General features: G+C 62.3%; 23 protein-coding genes. 15 read left to right on the top strand and 8 right to left on the bottom strand.

The features are described 5' to 3' along the window. Positions 1–4: 4 nt before the first annotated feature. Entirely contained in the window at positions 5–325 is a 321-nt protein-coding gene (locus AC56DI_RS10515) for a DUF2025 family protein (protein ID WP_496346093.1), read from the bottom strand. A gap of 125 nt (positions 326–450) precedes the next feature. Next, positions 451–1,071: a putative periplasmic lipoprotein gene (locus AC56DI_RS10520; protein WP_496346094.1), complete on the bottom strand. Its 621-nt coding sequence runs from the start codon at positions 1,069–1,071 to the stop codon at positions 451–453. Between the two features lie 334 nt (positions 1,072–1,405). On the opposite strand from AC56DI_RS10520, the gene AC56DI_RS10525 reads away from it, so the two are divergent. Then, positions 1,406–1,822: an HPF/RaiA family ribosome-associated protein gene (locus tag AC56DI_RS10525; RefSeq protein WP_496346095.1), complete on the top strand. Its 417-nt coding sequence runs from the start codon at positions 1,406–1,408 to the stop codon at positions 1,820–1,822. Between the two features lie 116 nt (positions 1,823–1,938). Here the strand turns inward: AC56DI_RS10525 and AC56DI_RS10530 are convergent, their stop codons facing one another. Continuing rightward, complete coding sequence (locus AC56DI_RS10530; protein ID WP_496346096.1) at positions 1,939–2,220, bottom strand: peptidylprolyl isomerase; 282 nt, start codon at positions 2,218–2,220, stop codon at positions 1,939–1,941. 84 nt (positions 2,221–2,304) lie between these two features. Further along, positions 2,305–3,117 carry a collagen-like triple helix repeat-containing protein gene (locus AC56DI_RS10535; protein ID WP_496346097.1) on the bottom strand — a complete coding sequence of 271 codons (813 nt, stop codon included), beginning with the start codon at positions 3,115–3,117 and terminating at the stop codon, positions 2,305–2,307. Positions 3,118–3,402: 285 nt separating this feature from the next. Here AC56DI_RS10535 and AC56DI_RS10540 point away from each other — a divergent pair, with 285 nt between their 5' ends. The 12 genes from AC56DI_RS10540 (at position 3,403) to AC56DI_RS10595 (ending at position 15,329) form a co-directional block, all read left to right on the top strand. Then, a complete protein-coding gene (locus tag AC56DI_RS10540; protein WP_496346098.1) occupies positions 3,403–4,140 on the top strand; it encodes a TorF family putative porin in 738 nt (245 codons plus the stop codon). Positions 4,141–4,491: 351 nt separating this feature from the next. Further along, positions 4,492–4,989: a GNAT family N-acetyltransferase gene (locus AC56DI_RS10545; RefSeq protein WP_496346099.1), complete on the top strand. Its 498-nt coding sequence runs from the start codon at positions 4,492–4,494 to the stop codon at positions 4,987–4,989. Between the two features lie 147 nt (positions 4,990–5,136). Further along, positions 5,137–5,583 (top strand): GNAT family N-acetyltransferase, encoded by a 447-nt coding sequence (locus AC56DI_RS10550; protein ID WP_496346100.1) that lies wholly within the window; start codon positions 5,137–5,139, stop codon positions 5,581–5,583. A 58-nt stretch (positions 5,584–5,641) separates the two neighbouring features. Further along, positions 5,642–7,030 (top strand): oxygen-independent coproporphyrinogen III oxidase, encoded by a 1,389-nt coding sequence (gene hemN, locus AC56DI_RS10555; RefSeq protein WP_496346101.1) that lies wholly within the window; start codon positions 5,642–5,644, stop codon positions 7,028–7,030. Positions 7,031–7,040: 10 nt separating this feature from the next. Further along, complete coding sequence (locus tag AC56DI_RS10560; RefSeq protein WP_496346102.1) at positions 7,041–7,484, top strand: CopD family copper resistance protein; 444 nt, start codon at positions 7,041–7,043, stop codon at positions 7,482–7,484. 171 nt (positions 7,485–7,655) lie between these two features. Further along, entirely contained in the window at positions 7,656–8,906 is a 1,251-nt protein-coding gene (locus tag AC56DI_RS10565; RefSeq protein ID WP_496346103.1) for an acyl-CoA dehydrogenase family protein, read from the top strand. Between the two features lie 219 nt (positions 8,907–9,125). Next, a complete protein-coding gene (locus AC56DI_RS10570) occupies positions 9,126–9,968 on the top strand; it encodes a CbbQ/NirQ/NorQ/GpvN family protein (protein WP_496346104.1) in 843 nt (280 codons plus the stop codon). Next, the gene (locus AC56DI_RS10575; RefSeq protein WP_496346105.1) at positions 9,952–10,542 is read left to right on the top strand and encodes a cytochrome c oxidase subunit 3; all 591 of its coding nucleotides are present in this window, start codon (positions 9,952–9,954) and stop codon (positions 10,540–10,542) included. The genes AC56DI_RS10570 and AC56DI_RS10575 overlap by 17 nt, the downstream gene beginning before the upstream one ends. 10 nt (positions 10,543–10,552) lie before the next feature. Continuing rightward, positions 10,553–10,816 carry a cytochrome C oxidase subunit IV family protein gene (locus AC56DI_RS10580; RefSeq protein ID WP_496346106.1) on the top strand — a complete coding sequence of 88 codons (264 nt, stop codon included), beginning with the start codon at positions 10,553–10,555 and terminating at the stop codon, positions 10,814–10,816. A 580-nt stretch (positions 10,817–11,396) separates the two neighbouring features. Next, positions 11,397–11,837, top strand: a complete 441-nt coding sequence (locus AC56DI_RS10585) for a c-type cytochrome (RefSeq protein ID WP_324520449.1) — start codon at positions 11,397–11,399, stop codon at positions 11,835–11,837. A 3-nt stretch (positions 11,838–11,840) separates the two neighbouring features. After that, positions 11,841–13,265 carry a cbb3-type cytochrome c oxidase subunit I gene (locus tag AC56DI_RS10590; protein ID WP_496346107.1) on the top strand — a complete coding sequence of 475 codons (1,425 nt, stop codon included), beginning with the start codon at positions 11,841–11,843 and terminating at the stop codon, positions 13,263–13,265. 222 nt (positions 13,266–13,487) lie between these two features. Next, on the top strand, positions 13,488–15,329 hold the full coding sequence (locus tag AC56DI_RS10595) for a nitric oxide reductase activation protein NorD (protein WP_496346108.1): 1,842 nt from the start codon (positions 13,488–13,490) through the stop codon (positions 15,327–15,329). Positions 15,330–15,709: 380 nt separating this feature from the next. On the opposite strand, the gene AC56DI_RS10600 is transcribed toward AC56DI_RS10595, so the two are convergent. The 4 genes from AC56DI_RS10600 to ytfE form a co-directional block, all read right to left on the bottom strand. Then, on the bottom strand, positions 15,710–15,901 hold the full coding sequence (locus AC56DI_RS10600) for a DnrP protein (protein WP_496346109.1): 192 nt from the start codon (positions 15,899–15,901) through the stop codon (positions 15,710–15,712). Positions 15,902–15,963: 62 nt separating this feature from the next. After that, the gene (locus tag AC56DI_RS10605) at positions 15,964–16,647 is read right to left on the bottom strand and encodes a Crp/Fnr family transcriptional regulator (RefSeq protein ID WP_496346110.1); all 684 of its coding nucleotides are present in this window, start codon (positions 16,645–16,647) and stop codon (positions 15,964–15,966) included. A gap of 49 nt (positions 16,648–16,696) precedes the next feature. Next, entirely contained in the window at positions 16,697–16,825 is a 129-nt protein-coding gene (locus AC56DI_RS10610) for a hypothetical protein (RefSeq protein ID WP_324520455.1), read from the bottom strand. Positions 16,826–16,867: 42 nt separating this feature from the next. Continuing rightward, a complete protein-coding gene (gene ytfE, locus AC56DI_RS10615) occupies positions 16,868–17,554 on the bottom strand; it encodes an iron-sulfur cluster repair protein YtfE (protein WP_496346111.1) in 687 nt (228 codons plus the stop codon). A gap of 160 nt (positions 17,555–17,714) precedes the next feature. Between ytfE and norR the strand changes: the two genes are divergently transcribed. Both norR and AC56DI_RS10625 read left to right on the top strand, forming a co-directional pair. Beyond that, entirely contained in the window at positions 17,715–19,244 is a 1,530-nt protein-coding gene (gene norR / locus AC56DI_RS10620) for a nitric oxide reductase transcriptional regulator NorR (protein ID WP_496346112.1), read from the top strand. Between the two features lie 91 nt (positions 19,245–19,335). Further along, on the top strand, positions 19,336–20,658 hold the full coding sequence (locus tag AC56DI_RS10625; RefSeq protein ID WP_496346113.1) for an oxygen-independent coproporphyrinogen III oxidase: 1,323 nt from the start codon (positions 19,336–19,338) through the stop codon (positions 20,656–20,658). The last annotated feature ends 185 nt before the right edge of the window (positions 20,659–20,843 follow it).

A 20,843-nucleotide genomic window follows, 5' to 3' on the forward strand; every position in this document is an offset into this window, starting at 1 on the left:
GCGCTTATTGCAGGAAGCGCTGGGCGACGATTTCCGCCTGCTCCTGATGGCGCATATAGGCCAGCAACGGCTCGCTGATCTGCAGGCGGTCGTTAACGTGCTGGTCGAGCAGAATCTGAATGCGCTCGCGCTTGAGGATCATCAGGTCACCCTCTAGCGGGCACCAGACGAATTCGCTGGCCGGGGTGATGCTGGCATCCGGCACATCCATGCCGAACGAGTCTTCGCTGAAACGCACGATGTAGTGCCCGGCCTTGGCGTTGAAGCCAACAAAGCCGTTGAGTTGGTCGGCAGCGGCGCAGATATCGGCAGACGTGATGCTCATAACTAACCTCGCAGATGGCCGTGCACCCAGTCGCAGGGGCTGCAGGTGCACAAGGGCGCTCATCCTAAGGTGCCGCAGGTTGCGCGTGCCTTGCTGCGGATCAACTGCGCAGCAATCGGTTGCGCTTACTTGTCTGTTGGGTCGGCAAACACGCTGACTTTGCCGAACGGCGAGCTGTGCATGCCGACATCCACGGCCATCAACGGCGAGTTATTCAGCCAGGCATCTTCGATCACGATCGTGCGGCCAACGTCATCGTTATCTGCGGCCACCAGCAGGTAATAGGTGCCATCGTCCGGCGCTACACCGACCCACTTAAGGGTGATTTGGCCGAGCACGGCGGCGGCTTGCGAAGGTTTTTTCGCGATCACTGCACCGTTGCTATCCAGCAGCATGGCGCGGGGTTTGAGGGCGAATTTGTTGAAGCCCAGGCACGGCTCGTTGCACACCGATTTGACGCTCAGGGAGTAGGGCGCGCCTTTTTTCAACTGCAGGGAAAAGACCCGGTAGTTGGAAATCGAACGACCGAAATTCATCCGTGGCTCATTGGCGCTGATCGGCCAGTCGCTGGTCAGCAGGCCGGTATTGACCGGCAAGGGAATGGCCTCGGTGTTATGAATGGCTTCCAGGGTGGTTGTGGCAATTGGGCTTTTACCCGCCTGGACATTTTGCTCATACAACGCCTGTTGATTGCTGGCGCAGGCGGCGAGCAGCAGGCAGGCAACGAGGGTGATGAACTGGTGCAAGGCGAAACTCCTGAGTGACGACATCCTGTCCGCACGCCTGGAGCGCCGCGCGGGGCCGGCGAGTCTACCCGTTTTTGCCAGGCCATCGAAGGTTTGCCGTGCCTGGGTGTGTGCTCGCCATCACGGCTGATGGATCAAACCAGCGTAGCGCAGTGTTGCGGCTGTGAACGCGCAAAGCCCGGCGCATGGGCCTCGGCTGACTCAGGTCAGTGAAGAGTGTTGCCGATTGCAACAAAAGGCCAAATTCATTTCCCAGCGGCTCAGCGGATGGCGTAGGCTGAAATTGTCGCAGTACACGCGACGCTATTGGCGAACAGTTGAAGAAGGAAAGCGTATGCAAATCCAAGTTCACAGCGATAACCATATCGAAGGTAGCGCCCGCCTGGTTGAATGGGTGAGTGCCAGCGTCAGCAGCAAGCTGGATCGTTTTGACGAAGAACTGACTCGGGTGATTGTTCACCTGCACGACGACAATGGCGGCAAAGCCGGCGCCGATGACAAGCGCTGCCAGATCGAAGCACGGCCAAAAGGCCAGCAGCCTGTGTCCGTGACCCATAAAGCCGAATCTCTGGATTTCGCCGTGGATGGCGCAATCGAAAAACTCAATCACGCCCTCAGTCACCAGTTTGGCAAGTTGCGCAACAAGCGCGCACAAGCGCCGCTGCTGGAAGGCGAGGTAGACGCCATCGAAGATCAGGACACCCTGTTGGAAGAAGACTTCCTTGCTGAGCAACAAGTGCGCAGCGCTTAAATCAGGAGCGAAAAAAGCCGCAGGCGGGGTGACCCGGCTGCGGCTTTTTTGTGCCTGGCATTTGTGCCAGATGCCTGCAGATTGGCGGGCCCACGGCTGACGTGGGTCGTGGCCAATCAGTCCTGGCGGCTGGTCACTTCCAGCAGGTGATAACCGAACTGGGTTTTCACCGGGCCTTGCACCACGTTGATGGGTGCGCTGAACACTACGTTGTCGAATTCTTTAACCATCTGGCCGGGGCCGAACGAGCCTAGGTCGCCGCCGCTGCGGCTGGACGGGCAGGTGGAGTTGTCTTTGGCGACCTGGGCAAAGTCGGCACCGCCTTCGATAGCGGCTTTCAGTTCGTTGCACTTAGCTTCGCTGGCAACCAGGATGTGACGGGCAGTGGCGCGGGCCATGGGAGTTACTCCTTTGAATGAGGCTGCAAAGCCTACCGGAATTGCCCGCCTATTCAAACGCCGAGCGGCCCGCTGCCTGTGCCGTCAGTCGCGGGGTTCAGCGTGTGCCTCGATCAGGAAGCGTCCGGCTTCGCCATGGGGCGCAGGAGTGGCGAAGTGGCCGGTTGTCCCTGCGCTACCCGGGTTGCGGAAAATCTTGATGCCGGTCGGTCGCTTGACCAGTTGGCCCAAGCCGCCGGCGCCACCCGCGCCCGGCATGCCAGCCTGGGCGCTGTGGCCACCACTGGTCAGCACCTGCAGGCCTGGGCCGTAATTGCTTACGGCCAGCAGCCCATCCTTGCCCGCGCGCCAGTAGCGCACGTGTACATCACCGCCACGCCCGCCGGCCCCGCCAGCACCGGCAGCCCCGCCTGTACCGCCGAGGCCCCCCGCACAGGTTTGCGAGGCGCCGCCGGCACCCCCGATGCCGCCATTACCGCCCGCGCCACCCTGGCCGCCGCGTACATCAATCAATAGGGAGTCGAAGCTTTGCAGGCCCAAGCGCAGGTCGAGGTTGACACCTGCCTGGCCGGCTACGCCGCTGCCACCGGCCTGGCCATCGGCACCGGGCAGGCAGCCCTGGCCATCCAAGCCCGGCTGGCCGTTGGCGCCCGCGTGACCGTCCTGACCGGCGCCGAGCAATTGCACGCCGCGACCAATCCAGGCCTGTTCGGCGTGCAACTCGACGCGCGTTAAACCGGCAGCCACGCGCAGTACTGCTCCATCTTTGAGCACCAGACGTTGCAGGTGCACGCTGGGCTGGCTCAGCAGGCGTTCCTCGCCAGCTTCCACGATCCACTCTTCAGCCCCCACCGGGAGCGCCGCGATACACAGCAGGGATAACAACAAATTGCGCATGAAAGACACCTTAATAAGCAGAAAGACCTGCCACACCCAAGCAAGTCACAGGCCAGGCCATCGGCGTGCGCATTGAGCGTGCACAGCCAAGGGCGTGGTGCACCATGGCGTTACGCTACTGCTGGGCTTAAATTTCGGAAAGTGATTATAACTATATGTTTTTAAAGGGTTATTCAGGGTTGGCAAGGGATGTGCTTATAACCCGTCAGCTTAACCACTACAGCGATTCGCACTTAAAACAGAGGGTCCACCCTCGTGAAATATCCCACTCTATGGAGCACCACCATGCTGAAGAAATTGACCCTGGCTATTTCCGCTGCATCCGCCTTCGCGTTCAGCGGCATCGCCGCATCCGAAACCTTCAATGGCCCGGCTGGCGAGTTTGACGTCAGCATGACCGCCACCCTGGCCAGCGATTACATCTGGCGTGGCCAGTCGCAAACCGCGGGTAACGGTGCGGTGCAAGGCAGTCTGGATGTGGCCCACGAAACCGGTCTGTATGCCGGTGTTTGGGCTTCCAACGTCGACGATTTTGCCTTCCCTGGCAACAACGGCGGCGCCAACATGGAAGTGGACTACTACTTCGGCTACGGCGGCAGCATCACCGACGACATCACCTATGACCTGTCGTGGGCTACCTACACCTACCCGGAAGCCAGTGTCTGGAACTCCGATGAAGTGCTGACCAGCATCAGCGCCTACGGCTTCACTGTGGGCGCCAAATACGCCTATGAAGCCGAGAGCAAGCTCTATACCTACATCGCTTACGACTATGAGTTGCCGATGGAAGTGGGCCTGTCGCTGGGCTACGGCCAGAGCGATTACAAGGACCCGATCGACGCCACCGGCAGCAACACCAAATATGACGACTGGAGCGTGGGCCTGAGCAAGACCCTGGTGGGCCTGGACTTCTCCCTCACCTACACCGACACCGATATCGAGACCGAGACCTGTGAAGCGTGGTACGGCAAGGGTGACTACTGCGATACCAACGTTACCCTGGCAGTGTCGAAGTCGTTCTGATCCTGCGGCGGGCACCTGATGCCCGCCCACTCCTGAACCTTTGGTCTTAGGCCGCCGCAAGGCGGTTTTTTTGCTATGCCCCAAGCGTGTGTTGCAAAGGCGATGAATCGTAGGTTGGGTTGAGGAGCTGCGCGACGAAGCCCAACGACTCTGCCCCAGTTGTTGGGCTTCGCTGCGCTCAACGCCAACCTACCCACCTCATGCACGCCGCGAAATACCGGGCTATCCAAGCTCGCATCCCGTGCCACACGCTTTTGCTACATAGCTTTTTCGTCCGCCGTTGGCTTGGTTGGCAGGGCGCTGGGCTGGTTATACTGGCGCGCTGATTTCTTTTGCTTGCCGAGCCTGCCGATGTCCCTCCAGTTGATTGCCACCACTGCCGAGCAGTTGCCGCTGATCCGCAACCTCTATCAGTTCTACGCCTACGAGTCGTCGGACTGGGAGCAGGAGGACGTCGAGGTCGACGGCCGCTTCTATGTGCACGATCCCTATCTGGCCCTGTACTGGCAGCGCCCGGACTGGAGCGCCCAGCTGATCCTGCTGGACGGCTTTATCGCCGGCTTTCTGTTGATCGAGCGCAGTGAAATCGCCGGGGTGGAGGCGCTGGAATTTGCCGATTTGTTCCTGCTCAAGAAGTACCGTCGTCAAGGCATTGGTCGGGCACTGGTGGAGCAGGTGATCCTCGCCAGTCAGCAGCCGTGGGTGGTCAGCTTTTATCCGCAGGACCCGCTGGCCGTGCCGTTCTGGCAGGCCCTGTTGCGTGAGTTGCCGTTCCGCTCGGTGCGGCAGTTGGCCGATGCCGATGAGCCGGAGTTGCTCACCTATCTGCTTAATCAGCGCCCACACTGAGGCGTGTCACTATGCGCCATTGCTCGCCCCGTTTAGCATGGCGGCCATCGCGGCGTACCTGCGAGGCTGTTAGCCCGTACGGACGCACGCTCAACACCGGTAACGGCAGAGATTGATTCGGCTCGTTACAGCCGCACAGGAACGCCCATGACAAATTCCCCGTATCGTTTTCGGCTAGGCGCAGACGCCGAGGCCATGGCCGTTGTGCGCACAGGGCTGGAGCGCTTCAACGTCGAGCAGGTGGGCGAGTATGGCTACGAGGATTTTCAGCTGTACGCCCGCGATGGTGCCGACCAGGTGGTGGGCGGCATGTTCGGCCACTCCGGCATGGGCTGGCTGTATGTTGACTACCTGTGGCTGGACGACGGCCAGCGCGGCCATGGCCTGGGCGCACAGTTGTTGCAGGCGGCCGAGGATGAGGCGCGGCGGCGCGGCTGTCATGGCGTGTTTCTCTACACCTACAGCTTTCAGGCGCCCGGCTTCTACCACAAGCAGGGCTATCAGCTGATGGGCGTGCTGGAGGATTGCCCGCCCGGCTACCAGCGCCACTACCTGAAAAAATCACTGCAAGCGCAAGGCGCACAGCCAGGCTAAGCCCGCCATTCACCGGCGGTTATGGCCGCTGTTATTTTCAAGCCTTGAGGTGATCGAAGTGGATCAATCGCTGAGTTTCAATCGCGCGCTGGTCGAGAAATATGACCGTCCGGGACCACGCTACACCTCCTATCCCACGGCGCCGCAGTTCCATCAGGCGTTTGCCATGGATGACTATCACGCGGCCGCCCAAGCCAGTAATCAAGCTGCCGTGCCCAAGGCGCTGTCGCTGTATATCCATATCCCGTTCTGCAAGAGCCTTTGTTACTACTGCGCCTGCAACAAGATCATCACCCAGAAGACCCATCGCGCGGTCGAGTACCTCAACTACCTCAAGCGCGAGATTGCCATGCAGGCGGCGCTGTTCGACCGCACGCGCACACTCCGCCAGTTGCACCTCGGTGGCGGCACACCGACCTACCTGACCCGCGAGCAGCTGGCCGAGTTGATGGACTGCCTGCACCAGGCGTTCAACCTGGATGACAGCGACGAGCACGAGTTCTCCATCGAGGTCGATCCGCGCACCATCAGCACCGAACAGATCGAACACCTGCGCCAGCTCGGTTTCAATCGCCTGAGTTTCGGCGTGCAGGACTTCGATCCGGATGTGCAGGCAGCGGTCAATCGTCAGCAGAGTGAAGAGCAGATCTACGCCCTGGTCGCCGCCGCCCGTGAGGCCAAATTCAAGTCGGTGAGTGTCGACCTGATCTACGGCTTGCCGCTGCAAACCGTGGCCAGTTTCGACGTGACCCTGAGCAAGATCATTGCCCTGCGCCCGGATCGTATCGCCGCCTACAGCTATGCGCACCTACCGGAATTGGTGCGGGCTCAGCGCCTGATTCGTCGCGAAGATATGCCGCCGCCCGAGCGCAAGATGGAGTTGCTGGAGCTGACCATCAGCCGCCTGACCGCCGCCGGCTACGTGTATATCGGTATGGATCACTTCGCCTTGCCGGATGACGAGCTGGCCCTGGCCCGCGCCGATGGCACCCTGCAGCGCAACTTCCAGGGCTACTCGACCTTCGCCGAGTGCGACCTGATCGGTCTCGGCGTATCGGCCATCGGCAAGGTCGGTGACACCTACAGCCAGAGCGTCAAAGAGCTGTCCCAGTACTACGCACGGCTTGATCAGGGCCTGCTGCCGGTGCACCGCGGTTATCGCCTGAATGCCGACGACCAGCTGCGTCGCGACGTGATCAGCGACCTGATGTGCCACGGCCGCATCGACTTCGCCAGCATTGAAGCGCGCCACAACATCCGTTTCAAAGAGTACTTTGCCGAGGCCCTGGGCAAGCTCGACGAGCACGTCGCCGATCGCTTGTTGGAGATTCGCGACGACGCCTTGGTGCTGTTGCCCCAGGGGCATTTGATGATGCGCAGCGTGGCCATGGCCTTCGATGCCTATATCGGAGGCGCGCAGAAGGGCAGCTTCTCGCGCACGGTGTGAGGAGGCCGGGGTGAGCAGTTACGGCTTGTTGCACGTGCTGCATTTGCTTGGCGCCATCGGTTTTATCGGCACGCTGTTCTACGAGGTGGCGATTCTTGCCAGGGTCAAACCGCAGCTCGATCCTGAGCAGCTGGGCACTTTGGAGCGCGCCCTCGGTGCCCGCACGCGCACGGTGCTGCATGGTGTCGTGGTGCTGGTGTATGGCGCGGGCCTGGGCCTGGCCTGGCAGCATCGGCAGGCCTTGAGTGCGCCCTTTGCCAGCAGTTTTGCCACCTTGCTGACCCTGAAGATCGCCCTGGCCGTCGGCGTGTTTGTCAGCTTCGGCGCGGTGGCCATGCTGCTGCGCAGCGGGCGCATGACGCCGTCGCTGTATCGCCAGCTGCACTGGGCGGTGCTGGCGCAGATGCTGCTCATCGTGTTGTTGGCCAAGGCGATGTTCTACCTGTACTGGTAGCCGTTGTCGTTGACAGCTTTGGCGGCTTTGACGATGACTTCGGTCAAGTTTTAGCGTGTTTGCCGGCGCCGTGATAGGCGCTGATTCAGGCCCTCGAATATCCTCGGTTTGCGCTGTGCGCTTGGTTATGGTGAGGCTTCAGCCATCGCCCAGACCGCCCCGAGGTTCGCCATGCACTTTGCCTACAGCCCCCGCACCGAAGCACTGCGTCAGCAGGTACGCAACTTCCTCGATAGCCATATCGTGCAGCGCATTGGCGCCTGGCATGCGGAGGTGGCGGCCGGGCAATTTCCGGTGTCCTTTATGGCCGATTTGAAGGCTCTGGCCCGCGCGGAAGGGCTGTGGAATCTGTTCTTGCCGGCGCTGCAGGCGGACGAGCCGGGCACCGCCCTGAGCAATCTGGAGTACGCGCCCCTGGCCGAGATTATGGGCCGCGTGTCTTGGGCCTCCGAGGTGTTCAACTGCAATGCGCCAGACACCGGCAACATGGAGTTGCTGCACCTGTTCGCCACGCCCGAGCAACGCCAGCGCTGGTTGTTGCCGCTGCTGGATGGTGCGATACGTTCGGCCTTTGCCATGACCGAACCGGACGTGCCGTCCTCGGATGCCAGCAATATCCAGACCCTGATCCGCCGTGACGGCGACGAGTATGTGATCAACGGCCGCAAGTGGTTTATCACCAACGCCTCGCACCCTGATTGCAAGCTGCTGATCGTGATGGGCAAGACCGACCCGGACGCCGAGGCTCACCGGCAACAGAGCATGATCCTGGTGCCGTTCGACACGCCGGGGGTGGAGCTGCTGCGCAACATCCCGGTGCTCAACCACCTGGCACCCGAGGGCCACAGCGAGTTGCTGCTGCGCAATGTGCGGGTGCCGGTGGCCAACTTGCTCGGCGCCGAGGGCGAGGGCTTTATGATGGCGCAGGCGCGCCTTGGACCTGGGCGGATTCACCACTGCATGCGCTCGATCGGCATGGCCGAACTGGCCCTGGAGCTGATGGTCGAGCGCTGCCAAGAGCGCAAGGCGTTCGGCAAATACCTGCACCAGTACGCCAATATCGGCGACTGGATCGCCGAGTCGCGCATCGAGATTGAACAGGCGCGCCTGTTAGTGCTGAAGACCGCCTGGATGATCGACGAGGTCGGCGCCAAGGCCGCGCGCAAGGAAATTGCGATGATCAAGGCGCTGGTGCCGGCCATGCACACCCGCGTAGTCGACCGCGCCATTCAGGTCTACGGCGCCATGGGCCTGACCCCGGACACGCCGCTGGCCGATATGTGGACCACCGGCCGCGCCCTGCGTTTTGCCGATGGCCCGGACCAGGTGCACCTGCGCAGTATCGCCAGCCTGGAACTCAAGGCCAGCCAGGTCAGTCGCGGCGCCACAGCGGCCTACCTGACGCCGCCGACGCAGGGTTGAATGGAGCGCATCTCGTAGGATGGGTTGAGCTTGCGATACCCATCAAGGCCGCGACGGCGCACAACCTTCTGATGGGTATCGCTGCGCTCCACGCCATCCTACGGCTCAAGGCCGGCCAAGTCCCTTGCGACCACGCTGATTGCGTCGTCACTTGATCGCAATCAAGCGGCGCCCGCAGACGGCTTGAGGGGTGTGCCTGCCGGCGGGTAGCGTGCAGGTATGAACAATCCCTGTGAGGTGGCGATCGTGAATGCGCCGGAAAAAATCGTCGAAATCAATGCCGGGCGGGCTGCGCCTTTCTATCAGGCGCTGGGCAACGAAGAAGTGCTGTTCCAGCAGGCCTGGCAACACGGCATGCCGGTGTTGATCAAGGGCCCGACCGGCTGCGGCAAGACCCGTTTCGTTCAGCACATGGCCCATCGCCTGAATCTGCCGTTGTTTACCGTGGCCTGCCATGACGACCTGAGCGCCGCCGACTTGGTCGGCCGTCACTTGATCGGCGCCCAGGGCACCTGGTGGCAGGACGGCCCGCTGACCCGCGCGGTGCGCGAAGGCGGCATCTGCTACCTGGATGAAGTGGTCGAGGCACGTCAGGACACCGCCGTGGTGCTGCACCCGCTGGCCGATGACCGCCGTGAGTTGTATCTGGAGCGCACCGGTGAAGTGCTGCGTGCGCCGCCCGGTTTTATGCTGGTGGTGTCGTATAACCCCGGTTACCAGAACCTGCTCAAGGGTATGAAACCGAGCACCCGCCAGCGTTTCGTGGCCCTGCGTTTCGACTATCCGGCCGCGGCCGAGGAGGAGCGCATCGTCGCCAACGAGGCCCAAGTGGATGCAGCGTTGGCGGCCCAGGTGGTCAAGCTCGGCCAGGCTCTGCGCCGGCTGGAGCAGCACGATCTGGAAGAAGTAGCCTCGACCCGCCTGCTGATTTTCGCCGCGCGGATGATCCGCTCCGGCATGAGCCCGCGCGAGGCCTGCCTGGCCTGTCTGGCCGAACCGCTGTCGGATGATCCGCAGACGGTGGCGGCGTTGATGGGCGTGGTTGATGTCCACTTCGGTTGATGCCTGCGCCAGTTTCACCCCGGCCAAGCGTCTGCCGGGCGACTTGGCCATGTGGTTTTTCATCCTCGCCGAGCTGACCGTATTTGCCTTGCTGATTGTCACCTTCGCGGTGGCGCAGGCCTGGCAGCCGGCTTTGTTTCACGCCAGCCGTGGGGCGCTGGACAGCTCCATCGGCCTGGCGCTGACCTTAAGTTTACTCACCGCCGGTTTGTTCGCCGCCCTGGCCCAGGAGCAGGTGCGTCGTGGTCGCTCGCGGTGGGCTTGCGGGCTGCTGCTGGCGGCGTTGTTGGCGGCCAGCGTGTATGTGGGCTTGAAGCTCAGTGAGTACCAGCATCTGCTTGGCTTGGGACTGGGCATGGAGCACAACAGCTTCTTCACCCTGTACTGGATTTTGACCGGTTTTCACTTTCTGCATGTGTTGCTGGGCATGCTGATTCTGGCCTGGCTGGCCGTGCGCTGCTGGCGCCGCAGCCAGGCGGGCGACGACGCGGTGCTTGAGTCGGGGGTGCTGTATTGGCACATGGTCGATCTGATCTGGGTGCTGCTGTTTCCCTTGGTCTACGTGCTCAATTGATGAGGTTGGCGTGGCTACTTCATCGGTACTGATCGTTTGCTGGCTGGGCCTGGTGCTGTTGTCGGTTGCTAGCGTGCAACTGGGCAATGCCAACGGCGGTTTGCTGTTGGCGGCGGCGGTCTTGCTGGCGGCCTTGGGCAAGGCCTGGTTGATTGCCGATGGCTTTATGCACCTGCGCCATGCGCCGCCGTTGTGGCGCGGATTGCTGTTGGGCTGGCCGTTGGTGGTGGGGGCGCTGGTGCTGCTGACGTTGTGGTTGCAGCGCGCGATCTAGTAATGATGCTTGACCGCCGCTGCGGTGTTATTTGGGCTATTGGTTGATCCGCTCTACTCGCCTTTCGCGTCGACTGGCTATGACGCCGAACCCATCCATTCGCACCGGGACAAGCGCCCCTTTCAGGAGGCCGAGTGGAATCGTTGTGTAAGGGGTTGAGCGGCATGGATGCCGCGAAAGCCGCGATGGGCCAGGGATGGCCCTTCGCGGCGGGCCCCTGGAGCAATGATGGAGCGAGGGAACCCGACGCAGTCGGGCCGTATGCCAGGGGCAAGACTTTTTGCTTACTTTTGGGGCGACTGCCAAAAGTGAGCCGCCGTAAGGGCGGAACCAATAGTTCAAACAACGCTGCTGCGGCGTTCGAACCTCAATCTTAAGCCTGACCCGTTCCGCCATTGCCTGGCGGACTGTTTGCTGCACTCCTGCGTCCGTCCTACGTTCCTGGCGCGATCGCCCGCCGCGCAACGCTTGGCCTTGCCTCAATACCCGAGCCAAACCATCGGATGTTCTTGATTGCCATCAAGCGGGTTTCGTTAGGGGGCTTTCTACAATGGGCTCGCCAAGTAATGAGGAAACGGCCATGTCAGAGACCTTCACGAAGAGCATGGCCAGGAATATTTACTTTGGGGGGAGCGTGTTCTTCTTCCTGGTATTCCTGGCTTTGACTTACCACACCGAGCAGACCTTTCCCGAGCGCACCAATGCCGCACAGATGACCGAGGCAGTGGTGCGCGGCAAGTTGGTCTGGGAGCAAAACAACTGCATCGGCTGCCACACCCTGCTGGGCGAGGGTGCGTACTTTGCCCCCGAGCTGGGCAATGTGTTTGTCCGTCGCGGTGAGGATGCCGGCTTCAAGCCGTTCCTGCAGGCCTGGATGAAAATCCAGCCGCTGGGCGTACCGGGTCGCCGCTCGATGCCGCAGTTTCATTTGAGCGACCAGGAAGTGGACGACATCGCCGAGTTCCTCAAATGGACCTCGAAGATCAATACCAACCAATGGCCGCCAAACAAGGAGGGCTGATAGATGACTATTGCAAATCCACATCTGAAATTCGCCTCGCAAGCCGTGGCTAAACCCTACTTCGTGTTTGCCCTGATCCTGTTTCTCGGCCAGGTGCTGTTCGGTTTGATCATGGGCCTGCAGTACGTGGTGGGCGACTTTCTGTTCCCGCTGATCCCCTTCAACGTGGCGCGGATGGTGCACACCAACCTGCTGATCGTCTGGCTGCTGTTCGGCTTTATGGGCGCGGCCTATTACCTGATCCCCGAGGAGGCCGACCGCGAGCTGCACAGCCCGCTGCTGGCGAAGATCCTGTTCTGGGTATTTGCCGCCGCCGGCGTGCTGACCATTCTTGGCTATCTGTTTGTGCCCTATGCGGGCCTGGCCAAGATGACCGGCAACGACTTGCTGCCGACCATGGGGCGGGAGTTTCTTGAGCAGCCGACCATCACCAAGATGGGCATTGTGGTGGTGGCCCTGGGCTTTCTCTACAACATCGGCATGACCCTGCTTAAAGGGCGCAAGACCACCATCAGTCTGGTGATGATGACCGGCCTGATTGGCTTGGCGGTGTTCTTCCTGTTCTCCTTCTACAACCCGGAAAACCTGGCGCGCGACAAGTACTACTGGTGGTTTGTGGTGCACCTGTGGGTAGAAGGCGTGTGGGAATTGATCATGGGCGCGATGCTGGCGTTCGTGCTGGTCAAGATCACCGGCGTGGACCGCGAAGTGGTTGAGAAGTGGCTGTATGTGATCATCGCCATGGCGCTGATTACCGGCATCATCGGCACCGGTCACCACTTCTTCTGGATCGGTGCGCCCGAGGTGTGGCTGTGGGTCGGTTCGATCTTCTCCGCCCTGGAGCCGGTGCCGTTCTTTGCCATGGTGTTGTTCGCCTTCAGCATGGTCAGCCAGCGCCGTCGGCAACACTCCAACCGGGCCGCCACCTTGTGGGCCAAGGGCACGACGGTAACCGCGTTCTTTGGGGCTGGCGTGTGGGGCTTCCTGCACACCCTGGCGCCGGTGAACTTCTACACCCACGGCTCGCAACTCACCGCCGCCCACGGCCACCTGGCCTTCTACGGTGCCTACGCGATGATCGTCATGACCCTGATCAGCTACGCCATGCCGCGTTTGCGCGGGATCGGCGAGGCCAACGATGCGCGCTCGCAAACCATGGAGGTTTGGGGCTTCTGGCTGATGACGCTGTCGATGGTGCTGATCACTCTGTTCCTCACCGCCGCTGGGGTGATGCAGGTGATGCTGCAGCGCTTGCCAACCGACGGCACGGCCCTGTCGTTTATGACCACGGTTGACCAGCTGCAAGTGTTCTTCTGGCTGCGATTGGCTGCCGGGGTGGGCTTCTTTATCGGCTTGGGTTGTTACCTGTTCAGCTTCAAACGCCGTGGTCAGGATGTTCTGAAAGGCGTAGCTGTCGCCAGCGCTTAAGGCGCCGGCGTAGCAGGCTGTTGAGAAACGTAGCGAGCGAAGGCTAGACAAGGCGAAATAAGCCGAGAAAGCGCAGTTTACTGGTCGTAAATGAGCATTTCGAGGCTGATTTCAACGCGGTATAGCCGAGCGCAGTAGTTTTTCAACGGCCTGCTAACCAGAACTCGGCCCGGCTGGTACAGCGGGCCGTTGTTGTTTGTGCATCACCACGAGGGCAATCCCATGGCCTTTACCGTCGAACTGGAAGAGTGGGTCGGTAGTGTTTGGCACCGCTTTATCACCCGCCGTGCCAGCCCGGATTTCCCTGAGGCCCGGGTCGAGCTGGCCGTTATGCAGCGCCCGCTGGCGCTGTTGTTTCGCGCCATGGGCGGCGCCAGCGGGATCGGCGTGGAAGCCGCCAGTCCGCGCCAATTGCTGTTGCGCCGCAATCTGCTGCAGCAAGTGGCCGGCACCTGCAAACAGCTGCCGGTGGCTTGGTGCGATGCCAGCAACCTGCGCTTGCCGCCGAGCTTGGCGGTGTACCCGGATGCCGGCCTGAACCAGGAGCTGTATCGCTGGTTGGCCTTGCTGGCCGCGCAAGCGGGTGACATGCGGCACTGGGCGCGGGACAACCAGCGCTGGACGCAGACCCTGCTGCAGGGTTACCCGGCCCTGCGGCCGCGTTATCAACGCCTGGTCGAGGCCCATCTGCAGTTACGCCCCGACCCGCGCCAGCTCGGTCCGGCCGAGGCGGCCCTAGAACGAGCGCTGTGTCAGGCGCTGCGCGAACCCGGCAGCGTCAGCGATTTCCCCCGCAGCGAGCGGGCGCCCTGGCCCTTGCCGCTGTGGCTGTACCCCGCGCAAAACCTCGGCGAACCCCAGGCCTGTGAGTTGGGCGAGGACAGCGACGGCTATCTGCTGACTGCCCCCGAGCAACAGCAACTGGTGCGTAAGCAGGCCAAGCGGGTCGAGGAAAGCACCAGCAAGGGCGGCCTGTTGATCTTCCGCCTGGAGAACCTGTTCAGCTGGTCCGAGCATATTGAGCTGGACCGTTGCACCGATGACAGCGAGGACCTGGATGCGGCGCGGGTGGCCGAAGACCTCGACGAACTGGCGCTGTCCAAACAACGGCTGCGCAAGGGTGGTGGCCTGAAGCTGGACCTCGACCTGCCGCCGGCGGATGTCGACGACATTCCGTTGGGCGAGGGCATCAAGTTGCCCGAGTGGGATTACCGCAAGCAGTGCCTGCACCAGGACTTCGTCAACCTGCAGATGTACCTGCCGCGCGGCAGTGAGGCGCAACCTTTGCCGCTGCGTTTGGCGCCGCTGGCCTCGCGCCTGCGTCGGCAGTTCGAGCACCTGCGCAATGACCGCCAGTGGTTGCGCCAGCAACCCCAGGGCAGCGAGCTGGACCTGCAGGCCTGGCTGGATTTTCATGTGGAGCGCCAGCACGGCCAGTGCGCCGAACGCGGCCTGTTTATGCAGCAACGCACCACCCGCCGCGACCTGGCCTGCCTGCTGCTGGCCGACCTGTCGATGTCTACCGATGCGCACCTGGACGATGAGCGCCGGGTGATCGAGGTAATCATCGACAGCCTGTTGCTGTTCGGCGAAACCCTCTCGACCCTGGGTGATCAGTTCGCCCTGTACGGCTTCTCGTCCCTGCGCCGGCAACAGGTGCGTATGCAGGAGCTGAAATCCTTCAGTCAGCGTTATGACGATCACACCCGTGGGCGCATTCAGGCGCTCAAACCCGGCTATTACACGCGCATGGGCGCGGCCATCCGCCAGGCCACCCAGTTGATGGGGCAGTGCAAGCAAAAGCGCAAATTGTTGTTGCTGGTCACCGACGGCAAGCCCAACGACCTGGACCTGTACGAGGGCCGTTACGGCGTCGAAGACACCCGCGAGGCGGTGCTGGAAGCCCGCCGCGCCGGCTTGCTGCCGTTCTGCATCACCATCGACCAGCAGGGCGGCGATTATCTGCCCTATATGTTCGGCGCCAACGGCTACACCCTGATTCGCCAACCGCAACAATTGCCCCTGCGCCTGCCGCAGTTGTACCGGCAGCTGACCCAGTCGTAAGGAGGCCGTGGCCCGGATGCAATCCTGGGCAATCGCGCACGACAAGTTGTTCCCGGATTTTATCCGGGCTACGACTGTACCGGCAGCTGACCCAGTCGTGAGAAGAGTCGTAGCCCGGATGCAATCCGGGGCAATGGCGGGTTCAGTCCACGTTAAGGGTTGTTGGGGGAAGTTGGTTTTTGTAGGCGCTGCTTCAGCCGCGATGCCGTTTGCCTTGCAAGCTTCGCGGCTGAAGCCGTTCCTACAGGAGAGATCTGCGCCGTACCGGATCGCCCGCCTGTCACGTAGCCCGGATGCCATCCGGGACAGGCGCGCACCAACAACGGCATCCGGAGGTTATCCGGGCTACGGTTGGGTAGTTGCGAGGGGTGCTGCAGGCGCTAGGTCAGGCTACGCGGCAGCCAGACGCTCATCACTGCGCAGAACAGCGCCAGGCCAATGCAGAACCACATAAAGCGCTGCTGGCTGCGCGCGTTAAGGGTGTCGGCCGTCGTTGGCAGCGGCATGCCACAGTGGCTGCATTCGGCTGCTGTGCTCGGGTTGTCGCGCTGGCAGTACAGGCATTGGCGCATGCGGTGTGCTCCTGGTTAACGGCTGCCACGCCGTTGCCTGGCGGGCGAGGATGAACGGCTTATCACTCGAAGTGTTGCAAGCGCATGCAGTCGAGCACGCTGATCTGCCGGCCATCCTGGCTGATGATCTGTTCGTCGATCAGGCGGCGGATGATGCGCGAGAAGGTCTCTGGCTGAATCGACAAATGGCCGGCAATCAGTTGCTTGGCCATCGGCAGTTCGAAGCTGCTGACCGCATTCTGCAGCGGCGCCATCTGCGTCAGCAGGTAGCGCACCACGCGGTGGGTGGCGTTCTTCAGCGACAGGGTTTCGATCTCGTTGAGGCGCTGGTGCAGGCGCACCGACAGCCGGCCGAGCAGGGCAAAGGCCAGGCGGTTGTTGTTCTGCAGCAACTGCATATAGGTGTGGCTGGAGAGCTTGTACAACTGGGTTGGGCCGATGGCTTCGGCGCTGGCCACGTAGTTGGGGGTGTCCATCAGCATCATGGCTTCGGCAAACGCCTGGCGCTCGCCGATCACGTCGAAGACCTTTTCCTGGCCATCGGGAGTCAGGCGGAAGATTTTCACCGAGCCGGAAATGATGAAGTAAAACGCGCTGGCCGGTTCGCCTTGGCGAAACAGCGGCGCGCCCTTGTCGACACTGAGCAATTGGCTGCTGCTCATCAGTTCGTCCATTTGCTCCTCGTTCAGAGGCTCGAACAAGTGATGGCTGCGCAGAATTTGGTGGTGTACACGGTGCAGCACCATAAAAGGCATCCCTGTGGTTGATGGCATGGCGAGCCTGACGCTGTCAGGCCTAGCGGGCGGTGTGGCAATGCAGTTGCGGCGTGAGGCTGGCGGCGCTGAGGGCCAAGCCGCTGGCCAAGGCCAGGGTCGAGGTCAGCAGGCAAAACCACAGCAGCGGCTGCAGGGCGCGTTTGATCATGGTGGTGACTCCTTGCGCGCCCGTTGCCGGGCGCGGCTTGGCTTACACCGGGCTCAGGGCCGGGGCATGCAGGGCGTTGGCGAACAGCACGTTGTTTTCCAGATGGATGTGCTGCATCAGGTCGTTGCGCAGCTCATCCAGACCGCGATAGAGCGCGCGCCAGGTGTTGCAGGCGTTGCTTGGCGGGGTGATGTTGGCGGTCAGGTCGAGGATCCGCTGCAGGGCTTCGCCGTGCTGGTCGTGCTCCATGCGCATCACCGAGATGGGCGCGGCAGCGCGTGCGCCGAGGCCGTCGAGCAGCACTGGAAAGAGAATTTGCTCCTCTTTGAGCATGTGGCTTTCCAGCTCCTGCTGCATCTCGCGCAGGTGATCGGCCAGGCCGTTGGGGCAGTTGTCGCGCTCGCCATGCACCTGCTCGACGCGGCTGGCCAGGCGAATCAGCTCCGGCAGTTGTTCGCGGTGGCGGGCGTGGAAGCGGCTGAGAATATGGGCAATCAATTGCTCCGTGGGGGCCTGGCGCCAGTCTTCGCTGTTGCCGGGTTGACCGCGCAGGGCCTGCAGTTGCGCCGCCACTTGTTCCGCCTCGATGCCACGGCGTTTGGCGGCTTCGCTCAGGCTCAGTTGGCCACCGCAGCAGAAGTCCAGATTGAAGGCGTGGAATACTCGGGTGGCGCCGGGAATCTCGCAGGCCAGGGCGCCGAGGGACTGGTCCAGTAGCTGTTGAGTCATGGCAGGGTCCTTGTAAATCGATCAGTAGTGAAGGGTTACTGGTCAATAGCAGTACTCGTGCCAACAGCAAGCCATTGAAATTAAACGATTATTTATAAATAGTGGTTAATTTTACCTTGATCGAATAAGGTTCTTTTAACCATATAGGGTGAAAAGAACCATGCTGGAAGCCAGTCTGCTTGCCGACCTGATCGTCGAACTGCCCAACGCCGTGCGCTTGCAGCGTCTGGTGCATACCCTGCGCGAGCACTTTCGCTGCGGCGCGGTGGGCCTGTTGCGCCTAGATGGCGACAGCCTGCGCCCGCTGGCGGCGGTCGGGCTGGTGCATGAGGCCCTGGGCCGGCGTTTTGTGGTGGCCCAGCATCCGCGTCTAGCGGCGATTATGGCGACGCGCGAGCCGACCTGGTTTGAGCCCGACAGCCGCCTGCCGGACCCGTATGACGGTCTGCTTGATCAGCATGTCGGCGAGCCCTTGCCGGTGCATGACTGCATGGGCATGAGCCTGTTTGTCGACGGCCAGCCGTGGGGTGCCCTGACCCTGGATGCCCTGCACCCCGGCACCTTCGACAGCAACGCCCGACGCGATTTGCAGCACTACAGCCTGCTGATCGAGGCGGCGGTGCGGATTACCCGGCTGGAACAGGAGAACCGCAGCCTGCGCCTCTCGCGCAGCGACGTGCAGCATCCCCAGGTGCTCGCTGAAGAGGGCGAAATCCTCGGCCAGAGCCAGGCTCTGCGGCAGATTCTCAGTGAGCTTGAAGTGGTCGCCGACTCCGAGTTGCCCGTGTTGCTGCTGGGTGAAACCGGGGTCGGCAAGGAGCTGTTTGCGCGCCGTTTGCACGGCCTGTCGCGGCGGCGCAACAAGCCGCTGATTCAGGTCAACTGCGCCGCGCTGCCGGAGTCGCTGGCCGAGAGTGAGTTGTTTGGCCACGTCAAAGGCGCGTTTTCCGGGGCCACCAGCGACCGCCCCGGCCGCTTCGACGCAGCCAATGGCGGCACCTTGCTGCTCGATGAGGTCGGCGAGTTGCCCCTGACGGTGCAGGCCAAGCTGTTGCGCGTGCTGCAGAACGGCGAGATCCAGCGCCTGGGCGCCGACAAGCCGCTGCATGTGGACGTGCGCATCATCGCCGCCACCAACCGGCACTTGCCCGACAGCATCCGCGACGGGCATTTCCGCGCCGACCTCTACCATCGCCTGTCGGTGTACCCGGTGCCGATCCCGCCGCTGCGCGAGCGCGATCAGGATGTGTTGCTGCTGGCAGGGCATTTTCTCGAACTCAACCGCGCGCGCCTGGGGCTGCGCAGCATGCGCCTGTCGCCGGCGGCGGAGCGGGCCATGCTGGCGTACCCCTGGCCGGGCAATGTGCGCGAGCTGGAGCATGTGATCAGCCGGGCGGCGGTCAAGCTGCTCAGCCGCGGCGCCAGTCGCACGCAAATCCTCACCCTAGAGCCGGAGTTGCTCGATCTGGAGGGTTCGAGCGGTTTGGTCAGTGCCGTCGAGCCAGCGCCGGTCAGTGTGCAAGACCCGGCGCAGGGTAGTTCGCTGCGCGAAGCGGTGGAAGCTTGCCAGCGGCAGAACATCCTCAAGGCCCTGGAGCTGTGCGCGGACAACTGGGCCAATGCAGCCCGCCTGCTCGACCTCGACCCGAGCAACCTGCACAAGCTGGCGCGGCGTCTGGGCTTGAAGTAAACCAGCGGCAGGCGTTTGAGTTGATTGTGATCAATAGGTTTTTCTCGCCGTGCCCTGACACTGCAACGTGTAGCCCAGCCAGGATCGCGACATGTGTGCAGCCATTGAATGGAACAGCCAGCTGATCAAGCGCTACGGACACGCCGCGCTGGCGGGTGGCAGCTACCCTGAGAACACCCAGTTTCAACGCGGCATCTCCGCCCTGGACCTGTTGCGGGCGCTGCGCAGCAGTCGTCTGGCGCAGCGTCCGTTGTCTATCGCTGTGCAACTGCCGAGGGCCGGCGACCTTGGCGTATACCTGGAGCACCTGACGCGTGAGATCGACATGCTCGGTTGCCACCTCGGTGCGACCCCGCGGGTCGAGCAGTTGCATCTCGCTGGCGGCCTGCCCACTGCCGTCGAGCTCAATCGCCTGATGGAGCATTTGCAACGGCGCTGCAACTTCCAGCCCTACGCGGGTGGCGACAACAGCATCGACATTGATCTGCCCAACAGCTCCTGGGCGACCATGGGCCTGCTGCGTCAGCTGGGCTTCAATCACGTCAATATCGGTGTGCCGGACATCAACCCGGCCAATGGCGAGACCCTGGTGGATTTCCAGAGCCCGCGACACACGCGCTCGCTGATCGATGCGGCGCGGGCGCTGGATTTTCGTTCGGTGAACATCGACCTCGGCTATGGCCGGGCCTGGCAGACCACCAGCAGCTTCGCCCGCAAGGTGGCGGCCATCATCGAGTTGCAACCCAGCCGCGTGCGGATCTTCGACTATGCCCATCCACCGCGCCGCTACCGCGCCTTGCAGCGCCTGGTGGCCAGCGGTTTTGCCGCCCAGGCGGACAAGTGGGCCATGCGCCGCCATGGGGTAGAGCAACTGCTGGCGGCCGGCTACGGCTATATCGGTCTGGGCCAGTTCGCCCTGGCCGACGATGACCTGGCCGTCGCCCAGGAAAACGGCCAGCTGCACTACAACTGCCAGGGCTTCAGCCGTCACGCCTGTGATCATCTCGGCCTGGGCCTGGCTGCCAACAGCCAGATCGGCGAGCTGCATGTGCAGAACATCGGTGACGTGCAGCACTACCAGCAACAGCTGGCCATCGGCCAGTTGGCGTTGTTCCGCGGTTTGCGTTGCAACGCCGACGAGCAGCTGTTGCGTGCAGTCAGCGAACGCTTGCTGTGTGATTTTCAGCTGGACTTTGCTGCCCAGCAGGCGCGCTTCGGCGTCGATCTGCGCGAGCATTTCGCCGGCGCCTGGCCACGCCTGGAGCAGATGGATCGCGACGGTCTGATCGTGCTCACCCCTCACGCCCTGCAAGTGCCGGCGGCCGGACGCTTGCTGGTCGGCGCCGTGTGCAAGGCGCTGGAACACGGCCACGCGGCGCACCGCGAGCACGGTCTGCAACGCTCCCTGCGTTAGTGCCAATGGCCTAGGCCTGAATGCCTTGAGGCTTTTTTAGCGCGCCCGTTATGTATTACGCGCTTGCCACTACCGGTTTCGGCTTTACGCCGAGTCACTTTCTCTTGACTCGCTGCGCTCGCCCTGCGGGTCAGCCTGCGGCTGTTACTGCGCTGCGCTCCGTATGCTTGCGCGAAAGAGAAAGT

The organism is Pseudomonas sp. BGA-UO-ETr-WB11, assembly GCF_059567785.1.

What these genes read in the sequence shown, in the direction of transcription:
- AC56DI_RS10595 (WP_496346108.1), top strand. Translation starts at nt 13,488, where the DNA reads ATGGCCTTTACCGTCGAACTGGAAGAGTGGGTCGGTAGTGTTTGGCAC.
- AC56DI_RS10540 (WP_496346098.1), top strand. Translation starts at nt 3,403, where the DNA reads ATGCTGAAGAAATTGACCCTGGCTATTTCCGCTGCATCCGCCTTCGCG.
- AC56DI_RS10530 (WP_496346096.1), bottom strand. Translation starts at nt 2,220, where the DNA reads ATGGCCCGCGCCACTGCCCGTCACATCCTGGTTGCCAGCGAAGCTAAG.
- AC56DI_RS10545 (WP_496346099.1), top strand. Translation starts at nt 4,492, where the DNA reads ATGTCCCTCCAGTTGATTGCCACCACTGCCGAGCAGTTGCCGCTGATC.
- AC56DI_RS10625 (WP_496346113.1), top strand. Translation starts at nt 19,336, where the DNA reads ATGTGTGCAGCCATTGAATGGAACAGCCAGCTGATCAAGCGCTACGGA.
- AC56DI_RS10575 (WP_496346105.1), top strand. Translation starts at nt 9,952, where the DNA reads ATGTCCACTTCGGTTGATGCCTGCGCCAGTTTCACCCCGGCCAAGCGT.
- AC56DI_RS10570 (WP_496346104.1), top strand. Translation starts at nt 9,126, where the DNA reads ATGAACAATCCCTGTGAGGTGGCGATCGTGAATGCGCCGGAAAAAATC.
- norR (WP_496346112.1), top strand. Translation starts at nt 17,715, where the DNA reads ATGCTGGAAGCCAGTCTGCTTGCCGACCTGATCGTCGAACTGCCCAAC.
- ytfE (WP_496346111.1), bottom strand. Translation starts at nt 17,554, where the DNA reads ATGACTCAACAGCTACTGGACCAGTCCCTCGGCGCCCTGGCCTGCGAG.
- AC56DI_RS10550 (WP_496346100.1), top strand. Translation starts at nt 5,137, where the DNA reads ATGACAAATTCCCCGTATCGTTTTCGGCTAGGCGCAGACGCCGAGGCC.
- AC56DI_RS10590 (WP_496346107.1), top strand. Translation starts at nt 11,841, where the DNA reads ATGACTATTGCAAATCCACATCTGAAATTCGCCTCGCAAGCCGTGGCT.
- AC56DI_RS10605 (WP_496346110.1), bottom strand. Translation starts at nt 16,647, where the DNA reads ATGGTGCTGCACCGTGTACACCACCAAATTCTGCGCAGCCATCACTTG.
- AC56DI_RS10610 (WP_324520455.1), bottom strand. Translation starts at nt 16,825, where the DNA reads ATGATCAAACGCGCCCTGCAGCCGCTGCTGTGGTTTTGCCTGCTGACC.
- AC56DI_RS10525 (WP_496346095.1), top strand. Translation starts at nt 1,406, where the DNA reads ATGCAAATCCAAGTTCACAGCGATAACCATATCGAAGGTAGCGCCCGC.
- AC56DI_RS10535 (WP_496346097.1), bottom strand. Translation starts at nt 3,117, where the DNA reads ATGCGCAATTTGTTGTTATCCCTGCTGTGTATCGCGGCGCTCCCGGTG.
- AC56DI_RS10600 (WP_496346109.1), bottom strand. Translation starts at nt 15,901, where the DNA reads ATGCGCCAATGCCTGTACTGCCAGCGCGACAACCCGAGCACAGCAGCC.
- AC56DI_RS10565 (WP_496346103.1), top strand. Translation starts at nt 7,656, where the DNA reads ATGCACTTTGCCTACAGCCCCCGCACCGAAGCACTGCGTCAGCAGGTA.
- AC56DI_RS10515 (WP_496346093.1), bottom strand. Translation starts at nt 325, where the DNA reads ATGAGCATCACGTCTGCCGATATCTGCGCCGCTGCCGACCAACTCAAC.
- AC56DI_RS10585 (WP_324520449.1), top strand. Translation starts at nt 11,397, where the DNA reads ATGTCAGAGACCTTCACGAAGAGCATGGCCAGGAATATTTACTTTGGG.